General features: G+C 54.7%; 22 protein-coding genes. 14 read left to right on the forward strand and 8 right to left on the reverse strand.

All coding sequences use genetic code 11. The features are described 5' to 3' along the window. Window positions 1-204: 204 nt before the first annotated feature. The 6 genes from L9059_RS00005 to L9059_RS00030 all read right to left on the reverse strand — a co-directional run bounded on the left by L9059_RS00005 (window position 205) and on the right by L9059_RS00030 (window position 7,938). Window positions 205-2,283: an oxidoreductase gene (locus L9059_RS00005; protein WP_247285311.1), complete on the reverse strand. Its 2,079-nt coding sequence runs from the start codon at window positions 2,281-2,283 to the stop codon at window positions 205-207. A 128-nt stretch (window positions 2,284-2,411) separates the two neighbouring features. Then, window positions 2,412-3,149: an EamA family transporter gene (locus L9059_RS00010; protein WP_247285312.1), complete on the reverse strand. Its 738-nt coding sequence runs from the start codon at window positions 3,147-3,149 to the stop codon at window positions 2,412-2,414. Window positions 3,150-3,239: 90 nt separating this feature from the next. Continuing rightward, window positions 3,240-5,345, reverse strand: coding sequence for an FAD-dependent oxidoreductase (locus L9059_RS00015; RefSeq protein ID WP_247285318.1), 2,106 nt, complete (start codon window positions 5,343-5,345; stop codon window positions 3,240-3,242). Window positions 5,346-5,504: 159 nt separating this feature from the next. Further along, window positions 5,505-5,894, reverse strand: coding sequence for a nuclear transport factor 2 family protein (locus L9059_RS00020; protein WP_247285320.1), 390 nt, complete (start codon window positions 5,892-5,894; stop codon window positions 5,505-5,507). Between the two features lie 25 nt (window positions 5,895-5,919). Continuing rightward, window positions 5,920-6,669: an aspartate/glutamate racemase family protein gene (locus L9059_RS00025; RefSeq protein ID WP_247285321.1), complete on the reverse strand. Its 750-nt coding sequence runs from the start codon at window positions 6,667-6,669 to the stop codon at window positions 5,920-5,922. A gap of 369 nt (window positions 6,670-7,038) precedes the next feature. Next, window positions 7,039-7,938, reverse strand: coding sequence for a DMT family transporter (locus tag L9059_RS00030; RefSeq protein WP_247285322.1), 900 nt, complete (start codon window positions 7,936-7,938; stop codon window positions 7,039-7,041). Window positions 7,939-8,074: 136 nt separating this feature from the next. Between L9059_RS00030 and L9059_RS00035 the strand changes: the two genes are divergently transcribed. From L9059_RS00035 to L9059_RS00045, 3 genes are all read left to right on the forward strand, one after another. After that, window positions 8,075-9,225 (forward strand): IS3 family transposase gene (locus L9059_RS00035; protein ID WP_247285323.1). Its coding sequence is split into 2 segments (ribosomal slippage): window positions 8,075-8,309 and window positions 8,309-9,225, totalling 1,152 coding nucleotides; the frame shifts between segments, so codons are not numbered across the junction. Window positions 9,226-9,245: 20 nt separating this feature from the next. Further along, the gene (locus L9059_RS00040; RefSeq protein WP_247285327.1) at window positions 9,246-9,959 is read left to right on the forward strand and encodes an N-6 DNA methylase; all 714 of its coding nucleotides are present in this window, start codon (window positions 9,246-9,248) and stop codon (window positions 9,957-9,959) included. Between the two features lie 74 nt (window positions 9,960-10,033). Then, window positions 10,034-10,297, forward strand: a complete 264-nt coding sequence (locus tag L9059_RS00045; protein WP_247285329.1) for a YebG family protein — start codon at window positions 10,034-10,036, stop codon at window positions 10,295-10,297. 44 nt (window positions 10,298-10,341) lie between these two features. On the opposite strand, the gene L9059_RS00050 is transcribed toward L9059_RS00045, so the two are convergent. Continuing rightward, window positions 10,342-10,602: a sulfurtransferase TusA family protein gene (locus tag L9059_RS00050; protein WP_247285336.1), complete on the reverse strand. Its 261-nt coding sequence runs from the start codon at window positions 10,600-10,602 to the stop codon at window positions 10,342-10,344. A 209-nt stretch (window positions 10,603-10,811) separates the two neighbouring features. Here L9059_RS00050 and L9059_RS00055 point away from each other — a divergent pair, with 209 nt between their 5' ends. Together L9059_RS00055 and L9059_RS00060 are read left to right on the forward strand one after the other, a co-directional pair. After that, window positions 10,812-11,021, forward strand: a complete 210-nt coding sequence (locus L9059_RS00055; protein ID WP_247285338.1) for a hypothetical protein — start codon at window positions 10,812-10,814, stop codon at window positions 11,019-11,021. A gap of 103 nt (window positions 11,022-11,124) precedes the next feature. Further along, window positions 11,125-11,517 carry a hypothetical protein gene (locus L9059_RS00060; protein ID WP_247285339.1) on the forward strand — a complete coding sequence of 131 codons (393 nt, stop codon included), beginning with the start codon at window positions 11,125-11,127 and terminating at the stop codon, window positions 11,515-11,517. Window positions 11,518-12,909: 1,392 nt separating this feature from the next. On the opposite strand, the gene L9059_RS00065 is transcribed toward L9059_RS00060, so the two are convergent. Beyond that, complete coding sequence (locus tag L9059_RS00065; RefSeq protein WP_247285340.1) at window positions 12,910-14,067, reverse strand: replication protein; 1,158 nt, start codon at window positions 14,065-14,067, stop codon at window positions 12,910-12,912. A gap of 524 nt (window positions 14,068-14,591) precedes the next feature. On the opposite strand from L9059_RS00065, the gene L9059_RS00070 reads away from it, so the two are divergent. The 9 genes from L9059_RS00070 to L9059_RS00110 all read left to right on the forward strand — a co-directional run bounded on the left by L9059_RS00070 (window position 14,592) and on the right by L9059_RS00110 (window position 22,729). Beyond that, complete coding sequence (locus L9059_RS00070) at window positions 14,592-15,833, forward strand: multifunctional CCA addition/repair protein (protein WP_247285341.1); 1,242 nt, start codon at window positions 14,592-14,594, stop codon at window positions 15,831-15,833. Between the two features lie 190 nt (window positions 15,834-16,023). Further along, window positions 16,024-16,395 carry a hypothetical protein gene (locus tag L9059_RS00075; protein ID WP_247285342.1) on the forward strand — a complete coding sequence of 124 codons (372 nt, stop codon included), beginning with the start codon at window positions 16,024-16,026 and terminating at the stop codon, window positions 16,393-16,395. Between the two features lie 257 nt (window positions 16,396-16,652). Next, on the forward strand, window positions 16,653-16,967 hold the full coding sequence (locus tag L9059_RS00080; RefSeq protein ID WP_247285343.1) for a hypothetical protein: 315 nt from the start codon (window positions 16,653-16,655) through the stop codon (window positions 16,965-16,967). Beyond that, window positions 16,964-18,052, forward strand: coding sequence for a COG3904 family protein (locus L9059_RS00085; protein WP_247285344.1), 1,089 nt, complete (start codon window positions 16,964-16,966; stop codon window positions 18,050-18,052). Before L9059_RS00080 ends, L9059_RS00085 begins: the two co-directional genes overlap by 4 nt. A 1,107-nt stretch (window positions 18,053-19,159) precedes the next feature. Further along, window positions 19,160-19,492 carry a hypothetical protein gene (locus L9059_RS00090; RefSeq protein ID WP_247285345.1) on the forward strand — a complete coding sequence of 111 codons (333 nt, stop codon included), beginning with the start codon at window positions 19,160-19,162 and terminating at the stop codon, window positions 19,490-19,492. 78 nt (window positions 19,493-19,570) lie between these two features. After that, complete coding sequence (locus L9059_RS00095) at window positions 19,571-20,182, forward strand: hypothetical protein (RefSeq protein ID WP_247285346.1); 612 nt, start codon at window positions 19,571-19,573, stop codon at window positions 20,180-20,182. A gap of 9 nt (window positions 20,183-20,191) precedes the next feature. Further along, window positions 20,192-21,016, forward strand: coding sequence for a hypothetical protein (locus tag L9059_RS00100; RefSeq protein WP_247285347.1), 825 nt, complete (start codon window positions 20,192-20,194; stop codon window positions 21,014-21,016). Window positions 21,017-21,312: 296 nt separating this feature from the next. After that, window positions 21,313-21,609: a hypothetical protein gene (locus tag L9059_RS00105; RefSeq protein ID WP_247285348.1), complete on the forward strand. Its 297-nt coding sequence runs from the start codon at window positions 21,313-21,315 to the stop codon at window positions 21,607-21,609. A gap of 823 nt (window positions 21,610-22,432) precedes the next feature. Then, window positions 22,433-22,729: a hypothetical protein gene (locus tag L9059_RS00110; RefSeq protein ID WP_247285353.1), complete on the forward strand. Its 297-nt coding sequence runs from the start codon at window positions 22,433-22,435 to the stop codon at window positions 22,727-22,729. Window positions 22,730-23,122 lie beyond the last annotated feature (393 nt).

A 23,122-nucleotide genomic window follows, 5' to 3' on the forward strand; every position in this document is an offset into this window, starting at 1 on the left:
CTTCCTTCAGATTCGCGGTCACCCGCGACACCCTTGCCTCTGGCTAACACTTCCCCTTGCCGGGTGTGTAGAGGACTTTCACCTCCAAGTCACCAGCGTGGCCACCACAGCCAAGCTGGTTGCGCTTCGCGCAACGCGCCATGCCTGGCGCACCAAAAAAAACCGGCACACGAGGTGCCGGTAAATTTCACACTTGGAGCAGTGTTAGAGAAAACTTTCCTGGGCAATCGGGCCATCGAATTGCTCAATAGAGCCAGGCTCGATGTAACGCTTCCAGTTGTCGAATATCTCGCGCCCAGCGAGAAAGCCTTCAAAGATGGCATGGTCGGTTTTACGCGGTACCACGCAGTCGCCCACCCGGTGCACATTGGCCAGTTCAGCCTTCAACGCGCGGTAGAGCGCGTCCACCGGCAAGTGGCGCACGGCCAACACAATGCTGTCGAAACCTTCCAGGGTTTCTTCCTCAGCGCTGTAGAGGTTGTACACATCCACCGAGGTGCCGCGTACCTGGCTGATCCAAGCATTCAACGTGTAGGTCAAACCACTGCTGAACAAGTTGGCATACACCACCGGCTGATCAAGGGTGGTGCCGAGACGGTGGAACAAGGCATTCCAGCGCGTCAGCACATGCACCTCATGGCCGTTTTCCACCAGAAGCTCAGTGATACCAGCCGAGTAGCGATTACCCTCCTCGTCCAGCACCAACACGCGCTTCCCCACACGCTCTGGGTGCGCCAGCACATCGAGCGCGGTTAACACATGCTCGCTGTCCAAGCCCGGCACCTGCGCAACCAGCGGGTTAATGTCGGAATACCCACTGCGGTCCGGCAGCGAACCGGTGGCGACAATCACTCCATCGGGCTGCAAGCTCTTAATCATCTCGACCGTGGCCATAGTGTTCAGGCGCACCTGCACCCCAGCTTTGGCCATATGCACCTTGAGGTCTTCGGTGATCCAAGCGAAGGAGTCACGGCGCGGCAATCGCACGATATGATTAACCTGACCACCCAGCTCGGCGCCCTTCTCCAGCAAGGTCACGCGATGGCCGCGCTTAGCCAGCCCTTCAGCCGCCTTCATGCCGCCGGGGCCGCCGCCTATCACCACCCAGTGTTTAGCCGTAGGGGCCAGCTCCAGCGTTTGCGGACCAAAAACCTCTTCGCGACCGGTGGCTGGGTTGATCTGACAGGTCATTGAGGTGCCATGAAACAACCGCGAAACGCAGCCCTGGTTGCAGCGCAAGCAGTGGTAGATTTCGTCTTCGCGACCTTCGGCGGTTTTATTGGCAAACTCTGGGTCGGCAATTTGCGCGCGGGTCATGGCCACCATGTCGGCGTCACCACGGGCTAAAATCGCCTCCGCCTCACCGCCACTGCCAATCCCTGAAACAGCGAACACCGGCAGTTTCACCGCACGCTTAAGTCGAGCAATGGGGTCGACCAACCAGCCATTGGGTACGTCAAACGGCGGCATGATGTACGTCGCCGACTGATACACCCCAGCCGTGGCCATGATGTAGTCGATATGACCGGTGGCCTCCACCGTTTGTGCTACCTTGATCCAGTCGGCGATTTCCATGCCGCCAGGAACCATCTCATCCATCGACAGACGAATACCTACCACAAGATCCGGCCCCACTTTGTCGCGCACCGCCTTGATCACCTCCAGCGGGAAGCGCATGCGATTTTCGTAGCTGCCGCCGTATTCATCGTCGCGCTTGTTGTACAGCGGCGAGATGAACTGATGCAGCAAGTAGCTATGTGCCAGGTGTATTTCAACGCCATCAAAGCCCGCCAGACGTGAATACTCCGCCGAACGCACCCAGCCTTCAACAATCTCGTCCATGTCCGAACGTTCCATGGCCTTGGCCATTTCCCCGAACACCGGCGACTTAATGTTGGATGACGACCAGAGCACCCGGTAATCGTCCATGGCATGGGTTTCACCCATCACGCCGAAGTGGTTGAGCTGGGCAAAAATGTGCGCACCAAAACTATGTACGGCCTCGGTTAAGGCCGTATCGCGCTCGACCATTTCCTCACGATAACCATACGGGTAGCCGCGACAGAAGGTGTTGGACGTCGGATGAATCAGGCGATTGCCGGTGACCATCAGACCGATACCGCCCTTGGCGCGGGCGACGTGATAATAGATATCGCGGTTATTAGTCAGCCCATCAGGCGAGTTAAAGGCCATCGCATGGGCCGACTGCATGATGCGATTGCGCAAGGTAATGTTGCGCAATTTAAGTGGCGAAAATAGCAACGGATAACGTGAGTGTTCCATGGGGTTTACCTCTGATCAGGACTTTGTTGTTGTTATTGCGGCGCGCGGCCGAGCTTGGTATTGGCCCAGCACAATGCCGGCTAATACCGTTAAGGCACCTGCCAACTGCCACAGGGTCAGCGTTTGATCTAAGAGACGTAACCGAGCGTGAGTGCCGACAGCGGACTCAGCAGCAGAAACAGTGAAATCAGCACCGGCTCCAGCGAGCGCATGGCGCGAAACCACAGCAGGTAAGGGATCAGCGTGCCCAGTACTGCTAGGTACAGATAACCGCCCCCGTGCTTGGCTTGCAGGGTTGGCAGCGGCAGCTCGAACCACAACATAAACGGCAGCAACAATAGGCCGCCGAGCAGCAACTGCCAGCCGGTAAATGCCAACACCGGCATGTCTAATCGCCAACGACGGAGCAACAGCGTGCCCAAAGCCATGCTGCACGCCGCCAACACTGCGGCCAAAATACCCAAGGTGTCCCAGGCCAGGCGGCTGGGCGGTACCAACACTAACGCCACGCCGGCAAAGCCAATTAAGGACGCAAGCAAAACGCCCACTGGTTCGTTGCTGAAACAGCAGATACCCAGCACCAGGACGATCAGCGGCTGCGCACAAATCAACAACGCCGCCAGCCCGCCGGGCAGCCGATAGGCGCTGACAAACAATGGCCAATGCAGCAGCGACATGCACAGCAAGCTGAGCACCAGTAATTTCAACCATTGTTCAGGACGCGGCCAATGCCGATTGAATAACACCAGCAGCAGGCCTACCGGCAGAGTTCGCAACACCGCTGCGGTTAACGGTTTATCCGCCGGCAAAAACTCAGAGGTCACCAAGTAGGTGCTGCCCCAGATTGCCGGCGGTAATGCCGCCATCAGTAAGATCCACGCTCGATTCAACGACCTTCTCCACTAAGCGCAAGCACGCGGAGCCTCGACCGTAACGGCCAGGCTCCGCCCCACAGATCAGACCAAGGCTTGGCGCCAGCTCTGATCAAAGCCCTCTAGCTCACCCGCTTCGATAAAGCGCTGCGGTGAGTTGAGAACTTCGCGACCGGCGAGCATGCCTTCGTAGATGATGTCTTGCAGCGGCCTTGGCAATTGCGCATCACCAATGCACTGCAGGTTTTGCACGCGCCCTTGCAGGGCTTGGTACAAGCCGTTTTGTGGGGTGTGACCGCAGGCCATGATGAAGGTGTCGGCGCTCAACACAGCGCTGTCGGCATCAGTAAACAGGTTGAGCAACTGCGCCTGATTGCCGTCGATATGCCGCACCCACGAGTTGAGGGTGTACTCAAGTCCCTTACGGAATACGTGCTGATAATTGACCGGCAGGTCTAGGGTCAGCGCTAGGTTCGGCGCCAACGAGATAAAACGACTAACCAGGTGCACCTGGTGCCCACGGTCCAGCAAAAACTCCGCAGTACCCAAAGCGTAGCGACCGCCGTCTTCATCAAACAACACCACGCGCTTACCGACGTTCTCTGGCTGTTTTAGTACCTCGATCACACTTAGCACGTTGCTCTGTGTGCTACCGGGCACCACGTCTACGGCAGGCCGAGTGGAGGTGAAGCCGGTTTTGATTGGCGTCGAGCCGGTGGCAATAATCACGCCATCCGCGGCGAAATCAATGATCTGCTGGGCATCCCAGCGCGTCTGCAAGCGTATATCCACGCCGGCTTTACGCAGTTGCAGGTTCATGTCGCGGGCAATAAAGCCAAACTTGTGCCGCCGTGGCAGTTGCGCGGCGTAGTTAAGCTGACCGCCAAGCTGGTCACTGGCTTCCAACAGCGTCACTTGATGGCCACGTTGGCGCAGCACCAACGCCGCCTGCATACCCGCGGGACCACCGCCCACCACCAGCCATTTGGCCGACCTCGCAGCCGGCGCCAGAGTGTGCAAACCAAACCGCTGCTCACGGCCTGCTGCTGGGTTGACTACACAGGAGATCGCATTACCGACCATCAGCCGCGCAATACAGGCTTGGTTGCAGCGGATGCAGTGGTTGATCTCGTCTTCACGGCCGTCGCGCAACTTGTTGGCGTACTGCGGGTCGGCGATCTGCGTACGAGTCATCGCCACCATATCGGTCGCGCCAGTGGCCACCAACTGCTCGGCCATGTCGGCATCAACAATATGACCAACAATAAATAGCGGAATGTCTTTGATTTCACGAATGGCTTTACGCATGCGTGCACCATCCGCGACCAGCCAGTTCTCCGCGTAATCACCCGGCGGAATCTGGTCGGCGTGGGCGGCGTAAGTACCGGCGGTAGCGCTGACGTAATCCACCAAGCCGGTGGCGACCATCAGTTTGGTCATCTCAATCGCGGTGTCCGCATGCATGCCATCAACGCTGCACTCATCCATCGACACGCGGATGCCAATGACGAAGTCAGGCCCAACTGCCGCACGCACCCGCGCCAAGGTTTCGATGGGGAAGCGCACGATGTTTTCCAGGCTGCCGCCGTACTCATCCGTGCGCTTGTTGTAAACGAAAGACAGAAACTGCTGATGCAGATAGCCGTGAGAATAGTGCAGCTCAACCCCATCAAATCCAGAGGCCTTGGAATACAGCGCGGTTTGCGCAAAAGCCTCTGACACCTCATCCATCTCGGCTTTGGTCATTTCTCGCGCCCACTCGTTATAGGCCGGCGACTTCATGGTCGATGGCCCCCATAGCAAGCGGTAATCGTCTTGAGAGCCACTGCGCCCTTGTGGGCCAAAGTGAATAAGCTGCGCGATGATGCGGCCGCCAAAGGCATGCACGGCAGCTGTCATCTCTGCGTCACGGTCGATTATTTCCGGGCGATTGCCTCGGGCCAAGGTACGGCTGGGCCCCGTCGATTGCGGATGCACATGCCGCGCACCGGTCACTAACAACCCTGCACCGCCTTTGGCGCGCTCGGCTTGGTAGTAAATATCACGGTTATTGGTCAACCCGTCCGCCGCATGAAAACCCTTGGCGTGAGCCGTTTGCATCAGGCGGTTGCGAATAGTGATGTTGCCCACGCGCAGTGGGCTAAACAGGTGCGGGTAACGAATCTCACCCGGCATCGTAGGCTGGCTCATGACTTTTATCCTTTATTCTTATTTTTTGTGAGTTGCCCGTCATCGTCGGACGGGCCTCAAGCGGATTAACGTACCGCCCTAAGGCGGACGTTAAAAACTTGAACTTAAGGCGTTTAGGTATGCGCCAAGACAACGCATACCTAACACCCACAACAACACTCAACGCAGTACGTTTTCACCGCTCATAAACACAAACACACGGCGGAACTTGCCATCTTCGACATACCAGAAGTTGCAGTTACGCAGGCGGGTTTCGTTGCCCTGTGCATCCTTGAGGTACACGTTGAAACGCGCGCATACGGTTTGCGTTTCAACGTCGGCAGCCAGCTCAAAATCACCGTGCCAGATCTCTTCAAAATTACTGAACAGGTTGTCGAACATCTTGCGCACGCCGGTGTGGCCGTCGTGGGTGAGGTTGTCGGTTTGGATGGTGAACGCGACGTCTTCGTGACAGCAGTCCAGCACGCCCTGCATGTTTTTCTTGTCTACGTTGGCGAAGTATTTCTGGGTAGCCAACTCCAACAACTGCTCACGGGAAAGATGACTCATGGTACGTGTCCTTATTTTATTGGGGTTATTGACCAGCAAAGCCGTGATAAGCGGCGTCGTTCAGGTTCTGCGGAGCGGGATAAGCCTTGCGGCTTTGCTTGAGCCCTAGGCTCAGGAACATTTCACAGAACTTGTAAGACACTAGGCCTGGGTTGATCACGGGAATCGGCAACCGCTCGCTCAGGTAGGCATGCGACTGGTGCATGGTGGTTGAGCCGAGCACGATCACATCGGCACCGTCTTCGTCCATCGCCCGGCGCGCTTCGGCTTCGAGCTTGGCGAACACCACCTCTTCTTTTCCTTCCAGTAGCTCTTTGAGATCGGGACGAGTTTTGATCGAGCGCAGCGAAGCCACGCGCGGCCATAAGTGATATTCCGTTAAGGTTTTTTCATACAATGGAAACCACTCATCCCACATTGTGATCACGCTGAACTTCTTACCAAGCATGCATGCCATGTGGAACGCCGCCATACCCGGCGCAATTACCGGAATATCCAAGCGAGAACGCAGCGCAGCCAGACCGGAGTCGCTCACGGTATCGATACAAACGGCGCTGTAACCTTCTTCCTGCGCGCGAATGCCCGCCTGAACCACTGAGAAGTCCATAAGAAGCGCGTCATAAGCGCTGTCGCCTAACGAAGCACCCTTGGCAACAGGTACGAACTCAGGGTGAAAACCCGGCAGGATAAAATTGGCTGGCAGTTGCGAAGCTCGGTTATCGGCACCTGCTTGATCCATAGGAATAGGGATGATGATCTTAATGCGCTGAGCCATGCTGGTCTCCTGGAGAAATAGCCGTTATGTAAAATTTTTACGGCGGCTTTTATTTAACCAAAACAAAGCAAAACCAGTGCCAGAAAAAACAACCAACACAACCTATTGATTTATATAGAATTTAAATTTAATTATACAGCACCATGCACTGATGACTATTCACATCGAAATGAATAATTTCAACTTGGAAAGTTAGATTTGACATAGAACAACAGCAGCAACATCGCTACCAGAGAGGCGAAAATCGTTCAGTGGAACTGACACATTACTTCTTAACGTTTAGGCACTATCACTTGAAGTTGCGCAACCTTCAGCGATATCAGCGCAACTAATATAACTAGGATAAGAGAAGCAATTAAGCAGCGGCACTCAGACGACTCGACCCAGCAGCAGAACCAACACACTTAATATAATCAAGCCGCAGCCAATCCACTCATTACGCCGGATTCGTTCGCCAAAAATAAACCAAGTTAGCAATAAGGAAAAAAGAAACTCGATCTGTCCCAATGTCCTGACTAGTGCAGGGTTCTGCAGACTCATCGCAGTAAACCAACCAATCGATCCAACCGCACTGCACAGTCCGACAAATAGACTCCAAGGCAAATTCCTGAATACAGCGGAAAAAGAGCCGCGCTCAAACAATGACAGCCACAAGGTGACCACCACAAGTTGGATACTGACCATCATTACCAGTACTAACGCAGCCGATAACAATGGAGTTAAGCCGGTGAGGTTACTGGATTGATAAACCGCCAACGATGAGATCGCAAAACTAAACCCACAGAGCAGGCCCAAGCCAGTTACCGGACTCATCCATGAAGTCCAGTTCAGGGCGTTGCAGGGCAGAATTAACATGATGATTCCGCTTACACCGACCATCACCGATATCCAGCCGCGTACAGTTAGCGGAATAGACAGAAACAAGGCTCCGATAATCGCCGTCTGTAATGCTTCGGTTTTACTGAAAGTCGAACCAACAGCAAAGTTACGCTGAGTGGACACCTTGACCAACGCCCATGTACCTAGAATCTGAGTAAGGCCGCCAAACAGTATCCACAACCAAGCGGCCGACGGTAGCCCGCGAATATGCGTCAGATCACCGCCCCACCAGAGCATATAGAGCACAACCCACGGTAAGCCAAAGAGATACCTTACATAGGTCACAGCCATGGGCGTCATACTGGAAGAAAGGTATTTCTGCGCAGCAGTGCGCACCGACTGCATCACAGCCGCTAGCAGGGTAAAGATGACCCAAGTCCATTGTTCCATAGCAAACCTCATAAACAATGATCCAAAACAAACGACATCCTAGTCCTGACTAGTATTATTAGGCTTTGAGGTATTGAATCGCCCCGGGTTTCGTAGACACCTCCATGCCTTAAACTGAGGCCAATCAGGAGGTGCCTTGAGCAACCCACGTTATCCCGAAGAATTCAAAATCCAAGCGGTCAATCAAGTGACCGAAAAGAAGCTGCCTGTCGCTGATGTGGCGGCGCGTCTTGGCGTGTCGACGCATAGCCTCTATGCCTGGATAAAGCGCTACAGCAAACCTCAGGCAGAACGGCAGCAAGACGATGATCAGCACGCGGAACTGCGGCGTTTGCGAGCCGAACTCAAGCGGGTCACCGAAGAGCGAGACATCTTAAAAAAGGCCGCCGCGTACTTTGCCAGGGAGTGCGGTTGAAGTACGCCTTTATCAAGCAGCGAGCGGGCGACTATTCCATTCGGCGGCTTTGCCTGACGCTGAAAGTCCATCCCAGTGGTTATTACGCTTTGTTGTCTGAGCCGCAATCTGCACGCGCTAAAGACGACCAACGATTGCTGGGTTTGATCAAGCATTCATGGCTGGAGAGCGGCGGTGTTTATGGCTATCGCAAAATTCATGACGATCTGCGCGAGGTCGGTGAGGATTGTGGTCGGCATCGTGTGGCGAGGCTGATGCGTCTTGAAGGTCTGCGCTCTCAGACAGGGTATCGACGCCGCCCTGGCAAGTACGGCGGTAAGCCAGCGGTCGCCTCACCCAATTTGCTGAAGCGCCAGTTCGATGTCGTAGAACCCAACAAAGCTTGGGTCACCGACATCACCTACATTCGCTCGTATGAAGGCTGGCTGTATTTGGCGGTTGTGCTGGATCTGTTTTCTCGTCAGGTCGTCGGCTGGTCAATGAAATCGCAGATGACCAGTGATTTGGCCATTGATGCGTTATTGAGGGCGGTTTGGAGGCGAAAACCGAAACAGGAGGTGATGGTTCACTCCGACCAGGGCAGCCAGTACAGCAGCTCCGATTGGCGCAGTTGTTTGAAAGCGAACAATTTGGTTGCCAGCATGAGTCGGCGAGGCAACTGTCATGACAACGCCGTGGCCGAGAGCTTTTTCCAGCTTCTAAAGCGGGAACGGATCAAGCGGAAAATCTATTCCTCGCGCGAAGATGCTCGTAGTGATGTGTTCGATTACATCGAGATGTTCTACAACGCAAAACGCCGGCATGGTTTCAACAATCAACTGTCACCGGTAGAGTTTGAAAAGCGTTACGCAATGAGCTTGCAAGGTGTCTAGAGAATCCGGGGCGATTCAAGATGGCGGCGATCGCACATCGCAATGCGTTTGATCAGACGGGTAAGGCGGACCGCGAGAGCCGTTACCAAAATTTAATCCAGAAGTACAAACCCGCGGACCAGGGGCTGTTCGGCAAGCTTCATGGCATGTTGGTACAAGCGTTAACTGATGAGCGTGCGGACATCCTCGGGCAGCTGTACATGGAGTTGGGCGCTTCAAGCGCTGAGCGTGGTCAGTACTTCACGCCTCCCGCCATCTCAAATCTTCTTGCCGGGTTAACCATCGATACCGATCAAATTCACCACCAGATCGCTCGCCGAGGATTCATCACCCTTTCCGAACCGGCTAGCGGTTCCGGCGCCATGATCATTGGTTTTACGAACAAGATGTTGGACCTGCAGATTAACTACCAGCAGCACCTGCACGTGACTCTGGTTGATTTGGACATCCGTGCCGTGCACATGGCTTACGTTCAACTCAGCCTGTTGCACGTGCCGGCGATCGTCGTACACGGCAATACTCTCACCGTGGAGGAGTACAGCGACTGGGTGACGGCAGCCCATCACATTGGCATGTTTTCCAGGAAGCTTAAGCGAGGCTTCGCGATCGACAGCGAAATGGGGGCAGTTTACTGCGGCGAAGGTAGTGCGGAGAGTTCAGACACCGCAGGTATGCGGCTGGTGGCACGGGCCAATCAGCCGAACACTGCGCATCAACATGCGACTGCATTGTGACGCATAGGTGGGTGCCGCTCAGGCGGTATCCACCAGTGCAGCTGGTAATACATCAAAACTGAGAGAGGCCAACAATGGCTGTTGAAACCCTTTATCGCAGCACCGGCGACGTGGAGACTACATTCGTGGACCGGAAACTTTGTGATGCGCACGACGCGATGCTTGAGCTGGCAGAGTCAGTCATGAGCATGCTTATGAACCAAATTCCTTGTCTGTCTGAAAAACAGGCCGAAGATGTGGGGATTTTCATGTCTAAAAACCGCACGGCGTTTGCAAGTGCGTTCAAGAACAATCCATCGGCACTTGATGAACTCAAGAAGGCCGAAGCCACCGAGTAGCACTTGAACTGATGGGGCGGGCGCCATGCCCGTTCCGCGTTCACTCAGCAATTCTGAATTCTCAACCAAAAACAGAACACCCCTTCCTCTTCAGCTTCGCCTATCAATTCATGTCCTGTCTGCTCAGCGAATGTCCTGAAGTCACGGCGCGTACCCGCATCTGTCGACAGAACCTGCAGCACCTGGCCATGGCTAATGCGGTTTGCTTCTAGGCGAGTCTTTAGGACCGGGATAGGGCAAGGCATTCCACGTGCATCTACGATGGCATCGACGTCATCTTGGGGGAAAGTGATTAGATCTGACATCGGTACTTCATCCTGGATTGGGTTTGCAGTTGCTCAGTGTAACGGCTTCTAGGTCAGGCGCTTCCGGCACGAGTCCTTGCAAATCATGCTTAAGGTTCTGAGCCCGGCTCGCCGCCTTTAGTTTTTTACGCAGCATTAGCCATGGGCCATGGCCTTCAAGCGGCTCTGGTACGAATCCGTACTAGGGCTATAGATTTAGGAAAGCGACAATGAAGCTTAAAACCGTCCGACTGGACATGGCCATCGTGCCGACCCGTGATCCGCTGATTCTCCGTCGCCAGTACGGCGAACTTGAAGAGCGCCTCCAGCGCTCGGCGCACACAGATCATTTCACACGAGGGGAGAGAGATCAGATGCGTGAACAACTCCAATGCCTGAACACCACCTACCTGGCAGTCACTGGGTTCTCAATTAAATGATCTCAGTCAGTCAGACAGCGCCAGCAGCCTTCCTCGAAACAGGATCGCGGGTTGCAGGATTTTCACCAGGCGAGTGGGTAGCGACGCCCGCGGAGGGGCTGGTATGAGCTCAGTTAGTAGGGAAGCTCTCAAAGCAGTCCGTGATTACATCGTCGATGACAACGGCTGCCGGTTAGAGCAGGACTATTTTGGCAATCAAGTGATCAGTGCAGCTGAGGAATTTTTCAGTCTCCAGGAGAGGGAGGAGGCACCTTCCGTTGGCTTGCTTGAGTTCTTCGAAAGGCATGATGACATGGGCTTGGGTCGTTTGAGAATGATCATGGACGGTGACTCTGATGTGATCATCGAGATCATCGACAAGGAAGGCCACTCCCTCGCATTGGAATTTTGTACGAGCTTTAGTGGCGGTGGGCGATCACCAAAAGTGCGAGAAGCTCTCTTGAATGTTATGAAGGCAATCCGAGAGGAGAATGCAGGCGATCCTGTGGGAAGCTGACAAGGCTACGGGACCTCGTACACGGGCTTAGTTTTCGTCTATTTTTTGAAGGTTTTCAAAGTTATCCGCGTCACCGATTGCGTAGCGTGGTGTTTCTTTTTGTTTAAGAAGGTTAAGAACAAGACTAAGAGCGATTAGGTCGAGGTCTTTCTCTCTGGGGGCCGCGGCGTTCGTGGCTGTAGCCAATAAAATGGGCCCTGCATTCCTACATCATAGGGCGGTCCAGACCTACAACTATCGTCCCCGCATACCTACAACGCTATTTCGCACGCCTCTTTTATGCACAGGGTTATCCACAATTTCGTCCCTTTTTGCCAGTAATTGCAGGGTGCAGCGCACTGGACCTACAACCCCGCGATCGGTATTTCTGACTCACTGAGTTCCTTCAGACGGTAGGGCGCAGTAAACCTACTACTTACATCGACGTTTCTAGCTAACTTACTGCTGCCACTCACCTTTCACAGTGTGTTGGGCGCACCAAACCTACGACTTTCATGAAATAGGGCCCTCCAAACCTCCAACTCTTGAGCGCTTACCCACAGGGTTGCCCACAGGCCTGCCAAACAGGAAGGGCTTTGGGTCCATTTCTTCGAAGGTCGTAGGTTTGATGGGCCGTATCTCTGACTAGGTTCGGGTAGCCGTTGTAGGTTGTGTGGGCCCATTTTAGCGTCCATAGCACACGCGCCTTGTAGGTTTGGTGCGCCCTATCTCTAAGCAAGGGTTTGATCGGTGGATAATGCACCTGCGCAAGGAATGAAGTTATTTATCAGTCAGTTAGGTGATAAAGCTCATGTGGGAACCGCGCGTTTGGAGTGGTAGGTTTCATGGGCCCTACTTTGATCGATGCGCTTGGTAGGTTGGAGGTTTGTTGCGCCCTATCTTCAGAGGCGTGGCGGCCTGCGATTGGGCTTAAATTGTTTAATTTCAAGCTGTTATGGCGGTAAGCTCATAATGATTCGTCATTCCAGCGCTAAGTAACTGATCCTCCTTAGTAGTAGTCACTGGGATGTAGGTTTGATGCGCCCTATTATCGGTGCGACCAAACGTTGGAGGTTTAGTGAGCCCTATTTCAATGAGAATGATCCAGACCCTGCCACACTGGATCCCCGGCCTTGGGCCACTGGTTGTAGGTTTCGTGTGCCCAATCTCCTCGCGGAGGGAGGTTTCTGTCGGGTGGATTACCGATTTTGTGGCGGGTATCTGACCTAAGACGAAAAGGCCGTCACAGGCTTATGGCGAACGAGGGATGTAGGTTTGATGCGCCGGAGATTGCCGGATATTACGAAGGGGTTGTAGGTTTAGTGCGCCTGACTTTGGGGTCGCAGGCGCTTTTTGGGAGATGGAACTGCTGTCCGCCCCAGGTGGAGACCTTGTAGGTTTGGTGCGCCCGAGTTACTCGAAGACGTGATCGGACCCATCATCCGCAACGAACTCGTCTTCACCACCCTGCTCCACGGTCTGAACAGACCTTGGTATCTGTTTTTGCCCCCTAACGGCTTCACGCGCGTCAGTAATGCCCGTTTTTGCTTTGATGTCACTCGACTTTTTATTGGCCTTCATCATATGTTTGATGAAGTTGTCGTGAGGGTAGAGATCAAACTGAACGTCCTTGAGCACTCGCTTATCCTTCTCATCCTTGATCATGAACTCGGTCCAATCGAAAAGGATTACCTTCTGCTCTGCCAGGCTTTTTAGGGCTGTACGCATCGCGCGCAGATTGTCCTTCATCCGCACTGAAAGCCCACGAGGGCTTTGCTCTAGAAAACTTACGAGCTTTGGCTGGTAAGGGTTCTCTAGGGAGGCCTGTATCCAATAATGGGACAGTCGCTTAAAGATATATCGCGCTAGGTCAGATCTCAGCCCCATCGAGATGCTGTAATCGTACATCCGGAACGCCTGCGTCTTAACCCCGAGGGTCACCAGTGGGTGAAAGGTGGCGTAGCACCGAGCTGAGCCATCTGCCAGGTAATCTTCACGAGTAGTGATTGCAAGCTTGGGTAAAAGGTTGCCGCGGTAGCTATTTCGTCCCTTGCCGGAGCCCGTCGAGCACTCCAAGAGGGACGAGCTCATCACGTCGAGGGCTTCGTGGACTTCCTGTGCGCTGTAGGTGTGCTTCGTTTTGGCCAACTCTTTACGAAGCTGACTGATGGTGAAGAAGACCCCAACCTCCTTATCGTCGGGGGATTCAAAGGAGTTGCCATTGACCGCTATTTTCCGTAAGGCCTCCTCCACGATCTCTTCTCGCGAGCCCGGGTAAAGCATTACGCTTATTGTTTCCCCTTTCTCGTTTTGCCGTTCAACCACGGCAGGCTTGATCTTAATGGTGTAGACCGCCCCCCGTGACTTCAACTGCCTGGTGATGACACTGTTCTCCAGGAGGTTCAGCTCAGTGTTTGCCCAGACGTACTTCGGCAAGGCGTCATACAACTCAATCGTGTTGCTGTAGTCAGATTCAGAGGAGTCTAGAAGCTCAAAAAGGGCGAGTTGGGGGCTCTTGTCCGTAGCATTCTTACCTGTCGTTGCTACAGCCTTTTTTTCGGTACTAGCCATTAGTTACCCCTCTGCAATGTGCAAATCACGGTTTGCCCAGATTCGTTACGTTGAACCTCGGTTTACGAGATGAATGAAAGCATTCTAACCGTTGCAGCCGCTTGCCGCACACAAGCCCGCCCCAACGGCGGCCTTGCTATCCATGGTGAGCCCATTGTTTGGGGCGCGAATCCCAGCCGTGCAAGGTCGGGAACCCTGGAAAATAAATACCGATGATGGGGGTTAGAGCAAGCGTGCTGGGCGATCGCATGACTTGATCCGATCGACTGACGGCCTATCTCCGTTTGCGGGAACGAAGCGCTTACTCGCCCATTTCTCTGGTTTGGTTCCGGCACGACCGAGTCAGGCCCAATATTTAGCCATTCCGCATAAGCAGGATTGGTCCATGTTTCAAAGCCGCATGGAGCCGCGCTCGAGCGTACAGGTCACGGGCTAGTTCGCGAACCTGCTTAAGCTCAAAAGGGTACGCCTCAAGGTCGTGTAGCGAAGTGCTTTGCCGCCCATTGAATTGAAGGAGGAGAGTCATGGAAGTATTCAAAGTTGGGGGAGCGGTTCGAGATCGCCTGCTGGGGCGCCCGGTACAAGATATCGACTGGGTCGTCGTGGGTGCGACGGTCGATCAGATGACAGGACTTGGGTATCAGGCGGTCGGCGCCGACTTCGCAGTTTTTCTGCATCCAACCACCGGTGATGAGTACGCCCTGGCACGACTGGACCGCTCAAGTAGCGTCCGGCGCGGCCGGTTCAATTTCTTCACAAGTCCGGACGTATCACTAGTAGATGACCTGGCTCGCCGTGACATCACTATCAATGCGATGGCCGAGACTGCGGACGGGGAGGTTATCGATCCGCACGGCGGCAAGGCCGACCTGGAAGCAAAAATCCTTCGCCATGTATCGCCGGCCTTTGCTGAGGATCCAGTGCGTGTGCTGCGCGTGGCTCGATTCGCTGCCCGATATGCCCCATTGGGCTTCACTGTCGCGCCAGAGACCATCGCCCTGATGGCTGGCTTGGCGGAGGGTGGCGCCTTGAGCGAATTGCCACCGGAACGTATCTGGAAGGAATTTTCTCGTGCCCTCATGGAGCCGTGCGCTCATGTTTTTATAGAAGTACTTCGGGAGTGCGGAGCACTTCAGGCCCTAATGCCAGAATTGAATGCCTTGTTCGGCGTCCCGCAGCCCGCTGCCCATCACCCTGAAATCGATACCGGCGTGCATGTGCTGATGGTGTTGACCCAGACTTGCAAGATGAACGCCCCGCTGCCCGTTCGCTGGGCTGCTCTGATGCATGACCTTGGTAAAGGACTATCTCCTACCGAAACGCTGCCAGCTCATCACGGCCATGAGAGCGCAGGGACACCATTGATCCGTGCCGTTAATCGCCGGTTCAAGGTTCCCTCGGACTGTGCGCATCTCGCTGTGCTCGTTGGAGAGATGCACACGCACGCCCACAAGGCCTCCGAGTTGCGTCCAGGAACTGTTTTGAAGGTCTTACAGCGTACCGACGCTTTCCGCCGGCCCGCAGTCCTGGAACACTTCTTGATGGCATGTGAGGCTGACGCACGCGGTCGTTTGGGTTTTGAGGAGCGGGAGTACCCTCAGCGCGCGCTGCTGCTTGGTGCATATGCGGTCGCAAGGACGGTTCAGGCCCAGAAATTCATCGACAAGGGTCTGTGTGGCCCTGCCATAGGTATCGCGATGAACCATGAACGGAGCCAACTCCTGTCGAATTACCTTAGGTCGAAAGTGAGTACAAACGGGGGTTGAAGCGTCTAAACCGGGCTTCCATCGCACTCATTCTTCTGTGAAAGAGTTCACATAACCGACGAACGGTCTTAACTGATCGGCCTGTCTGCCGAAAACGGGAGCAGAGCCAGTTAAGGCCAAATGTTGCGCCCTCAAAGGGCGCACACCCATGGATGGGGGTCAGTGATGACCCAGTAGAAGGATGTATCGTATGCCGTACCCCCCTTTTTTGGTTGCTGGAATCAACGGCGAAATGCTGGAGGTCGAACAGGTCGATCTGTTCAAGCACCTGATAGGCGAAATGGAATTCAACTTGGCGGTCCATATCGAACCAGAGAAATTAGGTTCAGCTGAGAAACGGTCTTTGGCCGTAAGCCTTTATGAGACTGGTTGCAAACTTGCGAGTCTACCGGCTGGCGATGATGCAATGGTGCTACACGGCCGGGGTGACGAGCTCGAGATCGGCTCCATCCGCTTAAGAGCGCTCACCACAGTGGACGATCTAATTGCTGAGCTTGGGAGCTCGCGTTTATCAGCCCTCCTAAGCCTGTCCTTGTCCCAACGAGTCCACTACAACGCATAGGCCGTGAACTCGTGACTTACAGGATCAACGCTTTTCAACGTTCGAGATTCTGTTTCCTCTGGTCAGCATCTGGCATGCCGCGGCTAGTCCCGCGCGAAAACCTGTGTCAGGGAGCGAAACCGAACCACATATCTCTAGAACATCGGGATGGATCCTCCGGAATCCCGATAGTCAACGAATGAAATTTGAAAGGTGCTTTTGGCACACGTAACGCGACTTCATCATGTCATCATTAGCCATTGATCGAGGTCGCTTGTATGTCCGTGAATACTGTTGCTGCACCGGTGCTGCATGTTCAGCACGTCATTGAGATCCCATTCACCTGGGCCGAGAGTTGCATCGGCGATGAAGGATTTAAGTTCGAAACCTGGGAGCGCATCGAGGCAGAAGGCGAGCGACTCTGTGCGTTGTACGCATTGTCCTGGGATCCGGCGGGCGCAACCTGCGTAGATGGCATCCGTCTTATCGGAAACTCACTCGAGAGCGTTATGGCTGCTGGAGGTGCGTTGGGTGAGTTCCTGCAGAACATGCCCGGTCTCAGCTTCCTGCAGTTTGTCGAGGATGATGCGTGATTCGATCCGCCATTGCGGCTGTACTCAGCTTTACAATTGGCGCGGCGAGCGCCGCATCGGGAGGAACAGTCGCGACGATTGATGAGCGGTTAATCCCCGCTCAAGTCAAATTCGTCGCCCCCCAAACCCCTCAGGGCGTGCCGGAATTCTACGTCGACGGCTTTATTCACCAGCCTACGGTTGAGTCTTTTCGCAAGAACGCATTCCTAAATGGCCGCCAAGTTGGCTTTGTTTTCTTCAACTCTCACGGCGGAGACCTCGTCGCTGCCATGGAATTAGGACAACTCATCCGAGAGCGTGGCTTTAGCACTCAAATCGGCAGGTGGACGGGCCCGAACACCACCCCTGCCCCAGGGGCTTGTGAAAGCGCGTGCCCCTTTGCGTTGGCTGGAGGCGTGTTCCGCCTGATGGATGGCAAATCCAAGATGGGAGTTCACCAGTTTTTTAAGGCGAACGGGGTGGCTGGGGACAACGACATTGCCACAGGACAGATCACCTCAATCCTGCTGGCCAACCATCTGAGCAACCTAGGGGTGAGCCTTCGATTGTTGGAAGTCGCTGCGAAGGCTGGCCCGGCCGACATGAACTACCTCTCCCCGCTCGAGGCATATGAGTTGGACCTAGTGAACGCTGGTTCACTGCCCGCCACATGGACGATTCGGAGCGAACAGGGGCTCGTGTATGCGCTTGGAGAACAGACCAAAATTTCGGGGACCGGTAGGCTAGGCCTTAGCTGCAATGCTCACAACGGCGTGTCGATGGCCGCTTTCTACAAGGCCTGGTATGACACGAACCTGCTCAACCAAATGGATAGCCTGGCGCTGACGGTTGACAACAAGCGCTTCCCCGTCGATGGGATAGCCGGTCCCAGCCTGAAGAATGGGTTTTCATACGTCACCTTCGACCCCACCCCAGAACAATTGGCGGCGTTCCATAAAGGCCGTACGGTGGGGTTTTCATATGAAAAACTTGGAACGGATCTAAAAGCCAGTTTCACGGTAGACGTAAACGACTCCATGGGGATGATCGACAGCTTTGTGAGGTTTTGCGGAGGTGCGCGCCCCTCCTTTGCTGACAAAATCTAGAGTCTGCAGATCGGTCAGCAGTGTGCGCGTTAGCTCATCCTTGGTCCGGTAGCTCAGGGTTTCATGGAGCCCCCCGCCGCATAAAGTGCAACAAATCTGGAGTGGCCATCTTCCTGCTTGAGAAGCGTCTTGAGCACGATCCTCTAATATAAAGGTCGTAGATAAAGGTCGGCGAACCACCGGCTCTTGCGACTAGAGGATCGTTCCATGGGTGACAGGTATTTCTGGCTGCGCAGCCCTAGGGGGCTTTTTCTCATCGTTGCTCTGGCGATAATGCCGACGCTCGGTATCGCTTCATGGCTAGGAAACACTTCTAACTTTGTAGCGCTATTAGTGGGAATAGGGATAGCTGCCTTACGCCAGTTAGCCTGGATGCGATGGGGTGATGACTCGGATTTGCCGCCCTAAAGCGCAGGATAAATTTTGGGTAGATTGGCCGATGTTGGCTCAAGATCTAATCGGTACTGTGGGTAATGGGTTGGGCGACCACGCAACGCGGCGCATGTCTCTTGACGCTCCGGTCTATCTGACACCTAGGCCGACTCCGGCAATGCAGATATCTTCGACACATCCCATTTTTTTACACCCACCCCCACCGCAAAGCGTGTTCTGACCTTCCCTGAAGGCGAATATTTCCATCAAATAAAGGCCGGCCATACGACATCGTGCGTGACTGGTGGGGCGACGCTAGCAAGGGTGATCGTCTATCGACCATGACGCGGGCATGAGCAGCAGACGATGGAGCACGAGCACTTCGACGCTCGGCCAGTCGAGGTGTTTGCCATCCTTGTCAGCGGATAGGCTTTTGACAGGGACAACGGCAAGACGACAGGTCTCCTTCGTTAGTCCAAAAATGCGCAGATTCCTCACCACCCCCCGGCCACCGACATCCTTCTGATGGCTATCGACCTGCAATTCCTCCCACTGTGTCAATGCTCCGCAATTTAAGAGTCTGCCCGCTACACCGACGGCTGGATCTCCGTCGTTTTCGCCTTCATTGGGTGGCGCTATGACCGTGCGCTCCGCAAGGACAGAATCGAGACCCCGGTTTGGGTTTGGTCTTGATGATTGCCGTTGTAGCCTGTGCTCACAGTAAGGGGAGGTTTAATGAGCCAACATTTCTTAAAGTTTTTTCACGCGCCAACCGGCTGCGTAGTTCGTGTTCAGCATGGCTGGGATCGCCCGCTGCAGGGCTTTTACCTGGTCGTGCAGAAGGACGATCAGACCGCCCTCCCAGACGATGACGAAGGGATTCTGTACAGCAACCTGTTTTGTGTCGGTCACCCGCCTGATCAGGGCTACTACCGTGAAGTGGCAAAACAGCTTGGCTTACCAATTCCGGAGGAGATCTGGCGCGCGGCCTATCTCGACTCGCAACACAACCTGGTTAACAAGCAGGCCTTTTACAACGCTGCTGGTCAATTAATTGAGCCGTTTTAATGGTGTTGCGGCGGTGGCCTTCTTGGATTTGGGATAGTGCCCCCGCATACCGAAGAATGGGGTTGAGGGAGGTGAGTGTTGGACCAGTTCATTCTGCAAGATAGTCGTTCGCTGACTGGTACCAGGATCAGTTGGTGGGAAAACGGAGGTGGATACACCACCGACGTCAGCAAGGCTGAAGTCTTCAGCCGGTCAGCCGCGTTGGCTCAGCATGAGTCCCGCGAAACAGACCTTCCCTGGCCGCTAGAGTTTGTGCTCTCTCGCACTCAAATTGCCGTCGATCATCAGTACATCCGCCCTGTTCGTCTGGTGGTGCGCACGTGGGAGGACCCCTGCTACGTTTCGGTCAAATGTACGCACGATGGGAATGACCTTGTCTGGGTGAGCTCGACGGGGCAAACGGCTGATTTGGTCAGGGCTGCCGTTTTTACCCGGGCCCAGGCAGCTGAGCTCTTCGGCAGCGAAGGCGCTCGCTGCAGTAGAGAGATTTGGCCAAAAACCTACATTGACGCGAAGGCACGCCCGATCGCTTCTTCGGCCGACATGACCGTAATGCAGGCACTGCTCGATACCGGCATCACCCTCGCGGAACCTCCACGCCGGCGTGTGCGACGGCCGAAATGCGAAGCCTGCGGCAGGTTTGTCAGTGCCAGCCAGGCCCGCGCCAGCTACTGTATTCACTGCAACTAAGGGAACGCAATGACGGACATTGCTAAAGAGGCGCAGGTGCTCAAACGTTATCGTGAAGTGGTAGCTCTCGCCGGCGGCTTGGAAAACCACATTCTTGCCAAATCATCGCTGTACCAGCGCTTGAAAGAAGGCAAACAGCCCCTGGTGCTCCCTCCTCCGCTAAATCACAGCTATCCCTGGTACTCAACTGTCGAATCCGACGCCCCCGTTGGGCTTCCTTTTGGTCCGGCGGATTGGTGTCCGGACTGGGACAAGCGTCATGGCATCGCGATCTGTCAGGACGTCTGGACTAAAGTCGACGGCGACCTCACCAGTGATCTAACCGTGACCTACCCTGGGTGGGCCGATTTGGGGTTCGTATGGCGTGTTTGGCAATCCGACGAGCCGGCCGGAACGACATCCGCGACACTTTGCTGTTGGCATAGGAACGATGTCAGGGGGCTCACCACACCTGAGCTTGTTGAGGCCGAGTGCCGTTGGCGGGTGGAAAGGCTTACGCGCTGGGTTGTCCTGGCTGGCGAGAAAACCAAGGAAGAGTTGCAAGCGCTCTACATCGCGTCAGGAGAGGCCGGCGACCCTGGAGAGAAGGTCACAGATATAGTCGCAAGTTTGGCTGTGAGCCAATTTCGTCACTTCGCAGAGGAACGGACCACGGAGGGGCTGTCGCTTATTCTGACGCAGGAAGAGATTGAAGCCAAAGTAGCTGCCGATATAACGTCGTTGCTTGGGGACGATTGGCTGGTTCGTGACGGAGAGCTGCTCCACCGCTGCTGGAGGATTCAGCGTATATCACCCCCGAGCCTGGGCCCTGAACATTATCTGGAACCAATCTGACGCCCTTAACGAACATGCCATAGGTTCAGCTTGTCCCGGCTCAAGCGATTGCGGCCCTTCAAACCTACAAGCCGGGAGTGCGTTGTTTATCTCCATCCTGAAGGCCGTTTCGGTGTTGAGACTTTGGGACGGATCTTCTGAGTTGGGTATGAGCCTGGTCAGGGATTTGTTGGGGCTGGGGAATCGCTGAGTTGTGGAAGCGTCCAGCGTATCGAACTCTAAATGGCCTGTGGGCTCGTGGCACGCGCCATCGCGGCCGAGGATACGTCCACAACTTCAGCCACGGATGTTTCGACATGAGCCACTTACACATTACCAACGCAGCGTCATCCTCTTCGCGGGTGCTGGCGCCGTGCCCAGTTCAACCACTTGACCGGGTCACGTTCACCCCTCATGAGCCGTCCGATCTCAATCCTGTGGTCGCCGGTACTGTCTTTCAGGCATTGGACACCCACAGCGGTAACTGGCGTGTTCGAGTGGTTAAAAGTGGCGAGGACTTCCCCCACGGTCCGTCGGTGAACGTCTACACCAATCTGGGCTCGTTCAAAGTACACAGCACACTTAATCCTGACCTGCCCCGAGCCGTGGCCTAACCGTTGGGGTTTGTATACTGGACGATGAAACCCAATCTGCAGGTCTCAGGTTCATGCGCGCTGCCGCAAGCGGAATAGGTAAGTCCGTCGGCGATCGCGATCGCTCGGCGGCACTCAACGAACTCTTGATGATGGCAGTTCGTACGAAGATGGCCGTCAGCCCCGACGACTCTCACCGTCTCTCGGCCTCTAGCATGCATACCTCCGTCGGAGTCTTCCGACCGAACGATGAGAAGTTCTACGCCCAGTCATGCGTTAGCGGCGGTCCTTTGCCCGGATGTGGGAAAAGACCAGACCAGCATGTGCTGGGCGGGGGCGTTAGCGCGTCGTTTCTTGAACAGTCTGACTCTAGTGCCAAGGGGCAGCTTCTGAGGTGATTTTGGTTTCGGCACCCATCCCAGGGTTCTCCTCGTAAATAAAGGCTTTGCCTGTGCACGGTGCTTCGCTAAAGTCGCGAATGAAGGAGTGTCGGGCAGTTGAATGTTGCTGAATGCCAAATGGTCGACTCAAACAGTTAACGGATAAAGCTCATGAGCAAGCGTGTATGGATCATTGAGGGTTGGCAAGGTCAAGCCTCAATCTGGTCGAAAGAGATTCCCTGCAGCGATCTTCCTGAGAGCAGAGTAGAAGACGTGCTCAGGTGTTTAGTGGCCAAACATGGTCTTTCTGAGGACGAGATTGTCAGTGCGTTCGCTCGGAAAAACGCTGCGAGTTTCACACCTCATTTAGAGATTACAAACTCGCGGGCGGACGAGCCTTGGTCCCGTTCGTGCGGTGGCAATCCCTTTTTCACAGCAAGATTAGGCGAGCAGTCGGAGCAGAGATGAAAGACCTATCGGTGACCGCATTTGAGATGACCGTGCTAAATCTTGCGCGCAACCATCTGTGCACCGTCATAGGCATCCTGGATGCTGGGACTACAGATGTGCTTGCAGAAGAATACTTTGAGGCTACGACAGTCCTAGAGGCTCTCATCGAGCTTTGCCACGTTGAAGAGAGCGGGATGAGTGAAGGGGCAGTTGAGCGCATGCTTTTTCTTGAGAAACAGTACACCGAAGTGAAGCGTGCTGCCGCAGCTGGTGAGCCTGTAATAAAACGCGACCGTTCAAAATTAAATTAAAAAACATCGGACATCAGTGCTATCTTTCGAGTGCATCAGGAATTCTTGCGAAAGAGACTGCGTGGTATCACTTGCGTAGGCTACACAGAATGTCGTAACTCCTACCCAGATCAGTACCGCCTTAAAAACCAGTGACTATTTCATCGTGTTTTCCTTGAACTACCGGCCTATTGAGCGAAGCCGCGTCTTGGCGAACTCCGCTGCACGTCCCACGTTTTATCGTGTTGCCTCCATTTGCTAGGTGTAGTGCCCGACCAATTGGTCCGACACACTAGATGTTGTGTTGTTGGTTTTCCCAGTGCTCCGGCAAGCTTTGCTTGGAATGCATCAAGCTGGGCAATGGTGAACACGTCTGGCACTGCCCTGGCTCTGTAGAAAGCTGGATAGCCACGT

Source organism: Pseudomonas violetae, from assembly GCF_023072615.1.
Lineage (GTDB): Bacteria > Pseudomonadota > Gammaproteobacteria > Pseudomonadales > Pseudomonadaceae > Aquipseudomonas > Aquipseudomonas violetae.